This window comes from Pseudomonas sp. S34, from assembly GCF_009866745.1.
In the GTDB taxonomy this organism is placed as follows: domain Bacteria; phylum Pseudomonadota; class Gammaproteobacteria; order Pseudomonadales; family Pseudomonadaceae; genus Aquipseudomonas; species Aquipseudomonas jessenii.
The window spans coordinates 5918264-5930943 of record NZ_CP019398.1; the positions used below are offsets into that span (position 1 = coordinate 5918264).

A 12680-nucleotide genomic window follows, 5' to 3' on the forward strand; every position below is an offset into this window, starting at 1 on the left:
AGGCTGCGATACCATCCGACTCCCCAACGGATTCCCGCCAGGACGACGCGATGAACCGAGTGTTGTACCCAGGTACCTTCGACCCTATTACCAAGGGCCATGGCGATCTGGTCGAACGCGCCTCGCGCCTGTTCGATCACGTGATCATCGCCGTCGCCGCGAGCCCGAAGAAAAACCCGTTGTTTCCTCTGGAACAACGGGTAGAACTGGCGCGCGAGGTGACTAAACATCTGCCGAACGTTGAAGTCGTCGGCTTCTCGACGCTGCTGGCGCACTTCGCCAAAGAGAAGAATGCCAACGTGTTCCTGCGTGGTTTGCGCGCGGTGTCGGACTTCGAATACGAATTCCAGCTGGCCAACATGAACCGCCAGCTGGCGCCGGATGTGGAAAGCCTGTTCCTGACCCCGTCCGAGCGTTATTCGTTCATTTCCTCGACGCTGGTCCGTGAAATCGCAGCCCTGGGCGGCGATATCACCAAGTTCGTGCACCCTGTGGTGGCGGACGCACTGACCGAACGCTTCAAGAAGTAATCTGTAGGAGCGAGCCTGCTCGCGATGGACGTCAACGATAACGCGGGAAACCTGACACCCCGCGGCGTTCTCGGCTTCATCGCCAGCAGGCTGGCTCCTACAGTACGTCGCACCTGCGTGCAACGCAGGCGCCAATGCGGCACAATTAGACGCATTGGTTTATTACGCCCGGGCCTGCCGCCCCGGCTGGAGTTAGCATGTCCCTGATCATCACCGACGATTGCATCAACTGCGACGTCTGCGAACCCGAGTGCCCGAACGCCGCCATTTCCCAAGGCGAAGAGATCTACGTGATCGACCCGAACCTGTGCACCCAGTGTGTCGGCCACTACGACGAACCGCAGTGTCAGCAGGTCTGCCCGGTGGATTGCATTCCACTGGACGAAGCCCATCCGGAGACTGAAGAGCAGTTGATGGAGAAGTACCGCAAGATTACCGGTAAGGCTTAAGTCATTCGGCGACTTTCAGGCCGCCTTCGCGAGCAAGCCCGCTCCCACATTTGGAATGCGTTCCCCCTGTGGGAGCGGGCTTGCTCGCGAAGGCGTCATAAGCCTCACTGAAGCTATAACTGACTGTCAGCTCTGGCAGCGCGGGCAAAAAACGCTGGCGCGTTGCCCGAGTTTCACTTCCCGAAGGCCCGTGCCACAGACCTTGCAGTGCTCACCACCACGGCCGTACACGAACAGTTCCTGCTGGAAATAACCAGGCTGACCGTCGCCACCGATAAAGTCCCGCAGCGTGGTACCGCCGCGCTCGATAGCGGCCGCCAGGATGCGCTTGATCTCGATGGCCAGCTTCAAGTAACGCGCACGGGAAATGCTCTTGGCTTCGCGGCGCGGGTCGATCCCGGCAGCGAACAACGCTTCGGTCGCGTAGATGTTGCCGACGCCCACCACTACCGCGTTATCCATGATGAACGGCTTGACCGCCATCGAACGCCCACGGGACAGCTGGAACAGGCGCTCGCCGTCGAACAGGTCGGTCAGTGGTTCCGGCCCCAGGCGGATCAGCAATTCGTGATTGAGCGGGTCGAGGCTCCAGAGCATTGCGCCGAAACGCCGTGGGTCGGTGTAACGCAGGGCCAGACCCGACTCCAGTTCGATGTCCACATGCTCATGCTTGGCCGCCGGCAGCCCGACCTCCACCAGACGCAAATTGCCTGACATGCCCAAATGGCTGATCAAGGTGCCGACTTCGGCATTGATCAGCAGGTACTTGGCGCGACGCTCCACCAGTACGATGCGCTGCCCGGACAACCGCACATCAAGGTCCTCGGGAATTGGCCAACGCAAGCGGCGTTCACGCACGATCACCCGGCTGACCCGCTGGCCTTCCAGGAACGGCGCGATACCGCGACGGGTGGTTTCGACTTCTGGCAATTCAGGCATGGTGCTCTCGGATCAGGCGCATGGCCTGGAAGGTTCCGACACTCAGCGATGAGTGCCGAGGTCGCGGATCGTCTGTTTGAGGGTCTCGAAGTCGTAGTCCGAGAGGCCGACATAATCGAGCACCAGCGGCGCGATGCTGTTCCACTCGTGATCTTCGGCCTGATTGCCCAGCACCCGGTACGACGCGCAAATATGCTCGGCCATCTTCAGGATCGCCAGCAGGTTCTTCAACGAACTGTTGCGCGAAGATTCATCGCTGAATATCGCCAGGGCATTGTGGTGATTGGCGATCGCAGCACTCACATGCTCCGGCAGACGCCAGGACTTGGCCGTGTAATACCCGACCACCGAGTGATTGGTATTGAACACCTGATTCTCCGTGTCCACCACCCGGCATTCGGCGCTGGCGTTGGCATAGGCCTGCTCCAGAACGCCCATGTAGTCGGGGAAACGCTGGAGCATCAAGGGCACGCCGCAGTCGTGGAACAGGCCCAGGGCATACGCTTCATCGCCATTTTCAATGCCGATGCGCTTGGCCAGGGTCAGACAGGTCATGGCCACGTCCTGAGCGGTGTCCCAGAAACGGTTCAAGGTGACGATGGTGTCGTCATTCATCTCGCCCTTGATCGACTGCGCATTGATCAGGTTGATGATTGAACGGCTGCCCAGCAGGTTCACCGCGCGCTGGATCGAAGCAATCTTGTTGCTCAGCCCGTAATACGGCGAATTGACGATCTTCAGCAGGGAACCGGAAAGTCCCGGATCCTGGGATATCAGCTTGGCGATGACTTCCAGATCCGGGTCGGGCATGTACTGCTCCATCTGCAAATCCACCATGATTTGCGGCTGGGCCGGTACGCTGATGCCCTGCAGGGCTTGTTGGATCTGTTCGCAAGTCAGCTCTTGGGACATGTGTGCACACTCTGGGTCAGACGGCGATTCTAACCTTTATGAAGTTGGATCCGACATACCAAATCGCAAGACAACCCTCGCCACATGTCCACTTGCAGGCCAATCCGGGGCCTCAACACGCTATACTCCCGCTCTTTTTTCCGGAGCGACGACATGTCCCTGCCTAGCCTGCGCCTCAAAGCCAACGCCGACCGTCGTCTGCGCAACGGTCACTTGTGGGTCTACAGCAACGAAATCGATGTAGCCGCTACGCCTTTGCACGGTTTCAAGGCCGGCGACCAGGCGATCCTCGAAGCCGCCGGCGGCAAGCCGCTGGGCATCGTCGCCATGAGCCCGAACAACCTGATCTGCGCCCGTTTGCTGTCGCGCGACATCAAGCTGCCGCTGGACAAATCGCTGCTGGTGCACCGTCTGAACGTGGCCCTGTCCCTGCGCGAGCGCCTGTTCGACAAGCCGTTCTATCGCCTGGTCTACGGCGATTCCGACCTGCTGCCAGGCCTGGTGGTCGACCGTTTCGGCGACATCCTGGTGGTGCAGATCGCCTCGGCGACCATGGAAGCCCATAAAGACGACGTGATCGCGGCGCTGACCCAAGTGCTCAAGCCAAGCGGCATTCTGTTCAAGAACGACTCCGCTGCCCGTGACGCCGAAGGCCTCAACCGTTACGTCGAAACCGTGTTCGGCCTGGTGCCGGAGTGGGTTGCCCTCGAAGAGAACGGCGTGAAGTTCGAAGCCCCGGTCATCCAGGGTCAGAAAACCGGCTGGTTCTACGACCACCGCATGAACCGCGCACGCCTGGCGCCTTATGCCAAGGGCAAGCGCGTACTGGACCTCTACAGCTACATCGGTGGCTGGGGCGTGCAGGCTGCCGCATTCGGCGCCAGTGAAGTGTTCTGCGTCGATGCGTCGGCCTTCGCCCTCGACGGCGTCGAGCGCAACGCCGCGCTGAACGGCTTCGCCGAAAAAATGACCTGCATCGAAGGCGACGTGTTCGAAGCCCTCAAAGAGCTGAAAGCCAGCGAAGAACGCTTCGACGTGATCGTGGCCGACCCGCCGGCGTTCATCAAACGCAAGAAAGACATGAAAAACGGCGAAGGCGCCTACCGCCGCCTGAACGAGCAAGCCATGCGCCTGCTGACCAAGGACGGCATCCTGTTCAGCGCATCCTGCTCGATGCACCTGCCGGAAGACGACCTGCAGAACATTCTGCTAACCAGCGCCCGCCACCTGGATCGCAATATCCAGATGCTGGAACGCGGCGGCCAGGGCCCGGATCACCCGGTGCATCCGGCCATCCCGGAAACCCGCTACATCAAGAGCATTACCTGCCGGTTGCTGCCAAACAGCTAACAACCAAAAACCCTTGTAGGAGCGAGCCCTGCTCGCGATGGTCGTCAACGATAACGCGGGGAACCTGACGCCCCGCGGCGTTCTCAGGCCCATCGCGAGCAGGCTCGCTCCTACAGGTGCAGGACACATTCTGTTCCACTGTCAAAACGACAACCGCTCGCCCCACGCCTACCGTTTTCTCTTCATATCTTCGAAGAGGACAACGGAATGTCCAACACGCCAAATGCCCATCGATTACGCGCAGGCCGTTTCTCGCAACCCGGTCGGATCTACCACCTGACCGCAGTCACCCATGAACGACAACCGATCTTCCAGGATTGGCGCACTGGCCGCTTTTTGGTGCACGAGTTCAGAAGGGCTCAGGAGGCCGGCTTTGCCACGTCTATAGCTTGGGTGGTCATGCCCGATCACTTTCACTGGCTGGTTGAATTACACAGCGGTGATTTGCCGAAGCTGGTGCAATCCACCAAATCTCGTTGCACTCGACTCATTAATCAGAAGCGAGGCCATTGTGCCGCTGTATGGCAAAAAGGCTACTTCGACCGGGCCCTGCGCCGCGAGGAAGACCTGAAAGCAGCAGCCCGATACATCATCGCCAACCCTTTGCGTGCCGGGCTTGTGACTCGGGTTGGAGACTACCCACTGTGGGACGCCATCTGGCTCTGATGCACAAACCACTGTAGGAGCGAACTCGCTCGCGAAGAACGAATCGACACCGCGGATAACCAGGCATACCGCGCTATCGTTGACGTCTTTCGCGAGCAAGCTCTCTCCTACAACAGTTTCAGAAAGGTCCCACGCCCACCGCATTGACTTGCGCCCTCCTCAATTCAATCCTCGTCCCCCCCCCTCACGGTACGAGAGCGTTGAATGATGCCCCCTGCCACAAACGCCAACGAAAAGTCGCTGATCATCCTGTTACTGATGACCATGACGCTGCTGGGCGTATTCCCATTGGACGTGGTTCTCCCCTCCTTTCCAGACCTGTCAGCCTGCTTCCAGATCTCGCCGCCCGACGTTGCCCTGTCTGTCAGCCTGTTCGCCGCCAGCCTGGCGTTATCCATAATGCTGGTGGGGCCGCTGTCAGACATGTGGGGCCGCAAGAAGCTGCTGCTGGGTGGTATTGCAGTCGCGACGATTGGGGCGACTGGCTGCGCGGTTTCCAGTGAATACAGCTGGTTCCTGGGTTTCCGTTTGGTCCAGGCGATCGGATGTGGGTCCTTTTCGCTGTCCCAGGCGCTGGTGCAGGACTTGTTCATAGGCCGGGAAAGGCAGCGACTCAGGATCTGGATGGTGACCGCGGGCGGCGTGTTCATTTCAATATCGCCGCTGCTGGGAACCTGGTTGCAATTGCAGTTTGGCTGGCAAGGCAGCTTTTATGTGTTTGCCACATTGGCGGTTCTTGTCTGGCTGAGCGCATGTTGGCTACTCAAGGAAACCCCGTCTGTGCGTCCAGCATCGCGTGGGGGATTTTTCCGTGCTTACCGGCATGTCTGCTCAGATGCACGCTTCATGGGTTACTGGCTGATTTCGGCCCTGGCCTTCGCCTGCCATTTTTCGTTCATCGTCACTTCACCCATTATTTTCATGGATCATCTGGCAATGTCACCGTACGAATTCGCCTGGGCGTTGTTGCTGTATGGCATCGCGTATGTATTCGGCGGAGTGGTCGCCAGCCTCTTGCATCGACAGTTGCAAGCCAACACCCAAATCAATGTTGGCCTGGGGCTGATTGCCGTTTCGGGTCTGCTCATGCTGTGGCTGACTCACCAGTTCGGCCTTTCAGCCGTTACGGTGCTGACTTCCATGCTGGTTTGTACAATCGGAACCACCATCACCAGACCCGTCGTCAACACCAGGGCCATGAGTATCCACCCGGAATATGCCGGAACTTCTACCTCGGTCGGCGGTGTGTTGATGTTCCTCAGCGGCGGCGTGGTCAGCGCGGCAATCAGTGTGGCACCCATGGACTTGATCACCACTCTGGCGTCTTGCTTTCTGACGTTGAGCCTCGCAGGTCTCGGACTGAATGCATTGATCATCCAGAGGTACAAACCCGCGTTCAATATCGGGTGACACCTGCCAGTCGTCATCCCGCATGCTCCGTCAACACCCGATCAACGCTTCCCGGCATTCCCTCCAGCCGCCAGCCGTGTAGAATCGCGAACATTCATCGCCAGTCATCCCCGGCGGGTTTATGAGCTCAAGCTGAAGCGCGCGGCGATCCCGCAAAGTTATCGGCAACTTCCGGACACGCGGCCATTTCTGAGTGTTCCAGACGTCAATAGAAGCTCACTTCCCTTTTGATACCTGATTAGCCGCCCGGAGTGCTTCATGCCTGATTACCGCTCGAAAACATCCACCCACGGCCGCAACATGGCCGGCGCCCGCGCTCTGTGGCGCGCCACGGGGATGAAAGATGACGACTTCAAGAAGCCGATCATCGCCATTGCCAACTCCTTCACCCAGTTCGTACCGGGCCACGTGCACCTGAAAGATCTGGGCCAACTGGTCGCCCGCGAGATCGAACGCGCTGGCGGTGTGGCAAAAGAATTCAACACCATCGCCGTGGACGACGGCATCGCCATGGGCCACGACGGCATGCTGTATTCGCTGCCGAGTCGCGAGATCATCGCCGACTCCGTCGAGTACATGGTCAACGCCCACTGCGCCGACGCCATCGTGTGCATCTCCAACTGCGACAAGATCACCCCTGGCATGCTGATGGCGTCCCTGCGCCTGAACATCCCGGTGATCTTCGTCTCCGGCGGCCCGATGGAAGCCGGCAAGACCAAACTCGCTTCCCACGGCCTCGACCTGGTCGACGCCATGGTGATCGCCGCCGACTCCAGCGCTTCTGACGAGAAAGTCGCCGAGTACGAGCGTAGCGCCTGCCCGACCTGCGGTTCGTGCTCCGGCATGTTCACCGCCAACTCGATGAACTGCCTGGTCGAAGCGCTGGGTCTGGCATTGCCGGGCAACGGTTCGACCCTGGCCACCCACAGCGACCGTGAGCAACTGTTCCTGCAGGCCGGCCGCACCATCGTCGAGCTGTGCAAGCGTTACTACGGCGAGAACGACCAGTCGGTACTGCCGCGCAACATCGCCAACTTCCAGGCGTTCGAAAACGCCATGACCCTGGACATCGCCATGGGCGGTTCCACCAACACCATCCTGCACTTGCTGGCTGCCGCCCAGGAAGCCGAGATCGATTTCGACCTGCGCGACATCGACCGTCTTTCTCGCAACGTGCCACAACTGTGCAAGGTCGCGCCGAACATCCAGAAGTACCACATGGAAGACGTGCACCGTGCCGGCGGGATCTTCAGCATCCTCGGTTCGCTGGCCCGTGGTGGCTTGCTGCACACCCAGCTACCGACCGTGCACAGCCGCAGCATGGAAGAAGCCATCGCCAAGTGGGACATCACCCAGACCACCGACGAAGCCGTGCACCACTTCTTCAAGGCCGGTCCTGCGGGCATCCCGACGCAAACCGCGTTCAGCCAGTCGACCCGTTGGGAAACCCTGGACGACGACCGTGAAAACGGCTGTATCCGCAGTGTCGAGCACGCTTACTCGCAAGAAGGCGGCCTGGCCGTGCTCTACGGCAACATCGCTCTGGATGGCTGCGTGGTGAAAACCGCTGGCGTCGACGAATCGATCCACGTGTTCGAAGGCAACGCGAAGATCTTCGAAAGCCAGGACAGCGCCGTGCGCGGCATCCTCGCGGACGAAGTGAAAGAAGGCGACATCGTCATCATTCGCTACGAAGGCCCGAAAGGCGGCCCGGGCATGCAGGAAATGCTCTACCCGACTTCGTACCTGAAATCCAAAGGCCTGGGCAAAGCCTGCGCCCTGCTCACCGACGGCCGTTTCTCCGGCGGTACTTCCGGTCTGTCCATCGGTCACGCTTCGCCTGAAGCGGCTGCCGGCGGCGCAATCGGCCTGGTGCAGGACGGCGACAAAGTGCTGATCGACATTCCGAACCGCTCGATCAACCTGTTGGTCAGCGACGAAGAACTGGCCGCACGCCGAGTGGAGCAGGACAAGAAAGGCTGGAAACCGGTGGAAGTGCGTCCACGTAAAGTGACCACCGCGCTGAAAGCCTACGCCCTGCTGGCGACCAGTGCCGACAAGGGTGCTGTGCGTAACAAGGCGATGCTCGACGGGCTGTAAGGCTTAACCGTCGGACAAAAAATGCCCCGCCAAGTGCGGGGCATTTTTGTTTCTGCCGGTCACCTTTCACCTGTAGGAGCGAGCCTGCTCGCGATGGACTGGAGAACGCCGCTGGGTGTCAGGTTTCCAACGTTATCGTTAACGACCATCGCGAGCAGGCTCGCTCCTACAAGGGCAGAACTATTCCTGCGGATCGAGATTATCGAGAGCCTGGTTCACCGCCAGCTCGCCCAGCATGATGACCTGCGCAATCCCTAGCATCGTGCTGCGTTGGGAGCCTTCCAGCAGGCCGGCAAAATCGTTGGCCATGACATTGGCCGAGGCGAGTGATTCGCAGGCGTGGGCCAACAGGGTTTCGGTGTCGAGGCCCGGTGCGATGAGGAATGTTCGGCTGGGTTTTCGTGGGGTGGCGTTGATTTGGGTGGAAAGGTTGTTGGTGTCCGGCGGATCGGGGGTGATTTTCAGCATTGATGAAACTCCCAAATGTATAAAGAGGAGCCATCGACCTCGCTACCAAACGAAGGGTGATGGCCATACGCAGGTTGGTAGACCGGACATTTGGAAACCGGCGCACCCGAAGGCGCCCTACGCATGGCCACCATAAATCACGGGCTTCAAAGAAACCCTATAGAGGTGACGCAATGCGCCGAATGTCCGGGCTACCAAACCCGATCGCTGATGTTCAGCGACAGGTAGACGGTAGAGTCCGGGAGTAAGGCGCACAAGCCGGCGGATTCTGGCGTAGTCGTAGTCCCTTACGCAAGAAAGCGTAGGTTGCGACTGTCAGGAGATGTCGATCAAACGGAGGCTTTCATTGCACTGACTGGCCTCATCGCGAGCAAGCTCGCTCCCACAATGGATCTGCGTTGAACACTGGATTGGGGAACAACACCGATCAAACTGTAGGAGCGAGCTTGCTCGCGATGGACGCAAGGACACCGCGTCAAATCAGACAGCACGCGTCATCGTTAACGACCATCGCGAGCAGGCTCGCTCCTACAATTACTGGATTTCTTCAGGCTTGACGATCACCCAGTTCTTGTCGGCAGTCACCGTCATCCCCTCCTTGGCCTGGGCCGCGGCATTCTTGGCCATCATGCCGTTAATCTGGGTCATGTACTTGTCCTTGCGGTTGACCCACAGGTGGATGCCGCCCTTGGCCACGTCAACACTGTGGAACAACATGTAACCATCACTGGTCGGGGTATCGCCGCCGACCAGCACCGGTTTTTTCCACTCATCGATGTAGGTCAGGATCGCCGCGTGCTTGCCGGCCATCCAGGTCGCCGGGGTCCACAGGTACGGGGTCAGTTCAAGGCCGAGGTTGGCCTTCTCGTCATACTTGCCGGCGGTGATCTGCTTGCGCGCAGTGGTCAGCTCGCCAGTCTTCGGATCCTTGAGCAGCAGCGACACGCCGATCACGTTCTGCGGCTTGACGTTGTAGCCGTACTTCGGATCGGCCGCGACCATGCGCACCAGTTCTTCGGAGGCGGCGGTCATCACGTAGACCTCGATGCCGTTCTCCATCAGTTTGTTGTACAGCTCTTGCTGGCCCGTGAAGATTTTCGGCGGGTTGACGTCGAGCTTCTTGACCACATCGCCTTCGTAATAGGTGGCCGGCACCGGTTTGCCGGACGCCATCATCTCGTCGACGTAGCCCTTGAGCTCCTTGAGCGTAAAGCCGGAGAACACCTGGGCGACCCATGGATAGCAAACCATGTCGTCGAGTTCACAGAGGCGGTAGTAGTAGCTGAACAGGCTTTCCTTGTGGTCGGCGGTGTCCTTGAACGGCATCAGTTTCAGAGAGGGATCGAGCTTGTCGCGGGTGATCAGGCCCTTGTTCTCCATGAACGGCAGCAACGACTCTTCCAGGTCATAGCGGTAACTGGTGTTGTCCATGTCAAACACCGCGTAGTTACCTTTGTTGGCGTTGGCGGCGATCATCGCGTCCAGCGCCTTGGCCTGGTCGGCTGGCCAGTGTTTCAGATCCGTTGCGAAAACCTGGCCGGCAAGGCCCAGGCAAAGTGCTGCAGCCAGTAATTTCGGTGCGAACTTCATTGGCGTTTCTCCCTGAATGTGAAAGAGATCGACGCTAACAAATAAGTGTGACAGTCCCCGCCTGTCAGCGACCGCCTGTGTCCCTTTCGCGCCAGTTGCATTTCTGACAGCGACATCCGCTTATTCCAAAAACGACGGATACCATACGTTTTTGATATTAATTCATTAGTTTTCAAGCTGTTAGGCTTGCCGGTTCGCAGCTGCCCCGGAAGGCAGCTGGCAAAAGTCTAATGGGAGTTCCAATGAATCTGCCGCTGATTCTCAATCTGCTGGTGTTCCTCGCCCTGCTCCTGGGCCTGGCGCAAACCCGCCACACCACTTGGAGCCTGGCGAAAAAAGTCCTGCTCGCACTGGTGCTGGGCGTGGCATTCGGTGTGGCCTTGCACACTGTTTACGGTGCCGGTAATCCGGTGCTGAAAGCCTCGATCGGCTGGTTCGATCTGGTGGGCAACGGCTATGTGCAATTGCTGCAAATGATCGTGATCCCGCTGGTGTTCGCCTCGATCCTCAGCGCCGTGGCCCGCCTGCACAACGCCTCATCGCTGGGCAAGATCAGCTTCCTGACCATCGGCACGCTGCTGTTCACCACAGCCATCGCGGCGTTGATCGGCATCGGCCTGACCAACCTGTTCGGCCTGACCGCCGAAGGCCTGGTGGCCGGCACCCAGGAAATGGCGCGCCTGCAAACCATCCAGACCGATTACGCCGGCAAGGTCGCCGACCTGAATGTGCCGCAGCTGTTGCTGTCGTTCATTCCGCAAAACCCGTTCGCCGACCTGGCGCGAGCCAAGCCGACGTCGATCATCAGTGTGGTGATTTTCGCTGCGTTCCTGGGTGTCGCGGCGCTACAACTGCTCAAGGATGATGTCGAGAAAGGTCAGAAAGTGATCAACGCCATCGAAACCCTGCAAGCTTGGGTGATGCGCCTGGTGCGCCTGGTGATGAAGCTGACCCCGTACGGCGTGCTGGCACTGATGACCAAAGTGGTCGCCGGCTCCAACCTGCAAGACATCATCAAGCTCGGCAGTTTTGTCGTGGTGTCTTACATCGGCCTTGGCCTGATGTTTGTGGTGCATGGTGTGCTGGTGTCGGCCGCCGGGATCAATCCGCTGCGCTTCTTCCGCAAGATCTGGCCGGTGCTGACGTTTGCCTTCACCAGCCGCTCCAGCGCTGCGACGATTCCGTTGAGCATCGAGGCGCAGACAAGTCGTTTGGGCATCCCGCAGTCCATCGCCAGTTTCGCCGCTTCGTTCGGCGCGACCATCGGCCAGAACGGTTGTGCCGGCCTGTACCCGGCGATGTTGGCGGTGATGGTGGCGCCGACTGTGGGCATCAACCCGCTGGACCCGCTTTGGATCGCGACACTGGTGGCGATTGTCACGCTGAGCTCGGCCGGTGTGGCCGGAGTGGGTGGCGGCGCGACGTTTGCGGCGCTGATCGTGCTGCCGGCGATGGGCTTGCCGGTGTCACTGGTGGCGTTGCTGATTTCGGTCGAGCCACTGATTGATATGGGGCGTACGGCGTTGAATGTGAGTGGTTCGATCACGGCTGGGGCGATTACCAGCCAAGTGATGCAGCAGACTGATAAAGAATTGCTGGATGCGGATGAGCATTCGGCGTTGGCGCAGGCTTAAGTTCTTTAGCGACTGAGCGGGCCTCTTCGCGAGCAAGCCCGCTCCCACAGGGGATTTGTGTCGCTCACAGATCCAATGTGGGAGCGGGCTTGCTCGCGAAGCTTTTAGGCTTTTTCCCACACTTCGAAGCTGTACGCCGGTTTGTCACCTTCGGCCGGGTTCGGCACATTCGAAACCAGCTTCCACTGGCCCAAATCAAACTCCGGAAACCACGCATCCCCTTCCGGGCTCAGCGCCACGCGAGTCAGGTACAACCGATCAGCCTGTGCCAAGCCTTGCGCATACAGCTGCGCGCCGCCAATCAGCATCAGCTCATCGACGCCCTGCTCCTTCGCCCATGCTTCAGCGCGGACAACGGCGGCTTCCAGCGACGGATAAACCTCCGCGCCTTCGAGCTGCAGATCCGCCTGACGGCTGACCACGATGTTCAAGCGGCCCGGCAACGGGCGACCGAGGGAATCCCAGGTCTTGCGACCCATGATGATCGGCTTGCCGAGGGTGGTGGCCTTGAAATATTTAAAGTCCCCCGGCAGGTGCCAGGGCATGCTGTTGTCGACGCCGATCACACGGTTTTCACCGAGGGCTGCGATCAGGCTGAGGGGGAGTGATTTAGTCATGCCGGCGAGGATACC

At 59.5% G+C, this 12680-nt stretch carries 12 protein-coding genes; 7 read left to right on the forward strand and 5 right to left on the reverse strand.

Annotated features, from left to right (window positions below):
• Positions 1–50 precede the first annotated feature (50 nt).
• Positions 51–530 (forward strand): pantetheine-phosphate adenylyltransferase, encoded by a 480-nt coding sequence (gene coaD, locus PspS34_RS26595; RefSeq protein WP_046039203.1) that lies wholly within the window; start codon positions 51–53, stop codon positions 528–530.
• 197 nt (positions 531–727) lie between these two features.
• Positions 728–979 (forward strand): YfhL family 4Fe-4S dicluster ferredoxin, encoded by a 252-nt coding sequence (locus PspS34_RS26600; RefSeq protein ID WP_003195146.1) that lies wholly within the window; start codon positions 728–730, stop codon positions 977–979.
• A 126-nt stretch (positions 980–1105) separates the two neighbouring features.
• Here the strand turns inward: PspS34_RS26600 and mutM are convergent, their stop codons facing one another.
• Positions 1106–1918, reverse strand: coding sequence for a bifunctional DNA-formamidopyrimidine glycosylase/DNA-(apurinic or apyrimidinic site) lyase (gene mutM, locus PspS34_RS26605; protein ID WP_154860956.1), 813 nt, complete (start codon positions 1916–1918; stop codon positions 1106–1108).
• A gap of 42 nt (positions 1919–1960) precedes the next feature.
• The gene (locus PspS34_RS26610; RefSeq protein ID WP_154860955.1) at positions 1961–2830 is read right to left on the reverse strand and encodes an HDOD domain-containing protein; all 870 of its coding nucleotides are present in this window, start codon (positions 2828–2830) and stop codon (positions 1961–1963) included.
• 153 nt (positions 2831–2983) lie between these two features.
• Between PspS34_RS26610 and PspS34_RS26615 the strand changes: the two genes are divergently transcribed.
• The 4 genes from PspS34_RS26615 (at position 2984) to ilvD (ending at position 8356) form a co-directional block, all read left to right on the forward strand.
• The gene (locus tag PspS34_RS26615) at positions 2984–4180 is read left to right on the forward strand and encodes a class I SAM-dependent rRNA methyltransferase (protein ID WP_057398123.1); all 1197 of its coding nucleotides are present in this window, start codon (positions 2984–2986) and stop codon (positions 4178–4180) included.
• Between the two features lie 207 nt (positions 4181–4387).
• A complete protein-coding gene (locus PspS34_RS26620; RefSeq protein WP_150814807.1) occupies positions 4388–4846 on the forward strand; it encodes a transposase in 459 nt (152 codons plus the stop codon).
• A 207-nt stretch (positions 4847–5053) separates the two neighbouring features.
• A complete protein-coding gene (locus tag PspS34_RS26625; RefSeq protein ID WP_154861059.1) occupies positions 5054–6256 on the forward strand; it encodes an MFS transporter in 1203 nt (400 codons plus the stop codon).
• 258 nt (positions 6257–6514) lie between these two features.
• The gene (gene ilvD / locus PspS34_RS26630; RefSeq protein ID WP_102670604.1) at positions 6515–8356 is read left to right on the forward strand and encodes a dihydroxy-acid dehydratase; all 1842 of its coding nucleotides are present in this window, start codon (positions 6515–6517) and stop codon (positions 8354–8356) included.
• Positions 8357–8536: 180 nt separating this feature from the next.
• On the opposite strand, the gene PspS34_RS26635 is transcribed toward ilvD, so the two are convergent.
• Complete coding sequence (locus PspS34_RS26635; RefSeq protein WP_154860953.1) at positions 8537–8824, reverse strand: DUF6124 family protein; 288 nt, start codon at positions 8822–8824, stop codon at positions 8537–8539.
• 534 nt (positions 8825–9358) lie between these two features.
• Entirely contained in the window at positions 9359–10414 is a 1056-nt protein-coding gene (locus PspS34_RS26640; protein WP_090451974.1) for a phosphorylcholine phosphatase, read from the reverse strand.
• Between the two features lie 242 nt (positions 10415–10656).
• Here PspS34_RS26640 and PspS34_RS26645 point away from each other — a divergent pair, with 242 nt between their 5' ends.
• Positions 10657–12048 (forward strand): L-cystine transporter, encoded by a 1392-nt coding sequence (locus tag PspS34_RS26645; RefSeq protein WP_154860952.1) that lies wholly within the window; start codon positions 10657–10659, stop codon positions 12046–12048.
• A 104-nt stretch (positions 12049–12152) separates the two neighbouring features.
• On the opposite strand, the gene PspS34_RS26650 is transcribed toward PspS34_RS26645, so the two are convergent.
• Positions 12153–12665: a dihydrofolate reductase gene (locus tag PspS34_RS26650; RefSeq protein WP_154860951.1), complete on the reverse strand. Its 513-nt coding sequence runs from the start codon at positions 12663–12665 to the stop codon at positions 12153–12155.
• Between the last annotated feature and the right edge of the window lie 15 nt (positions 12666–12680).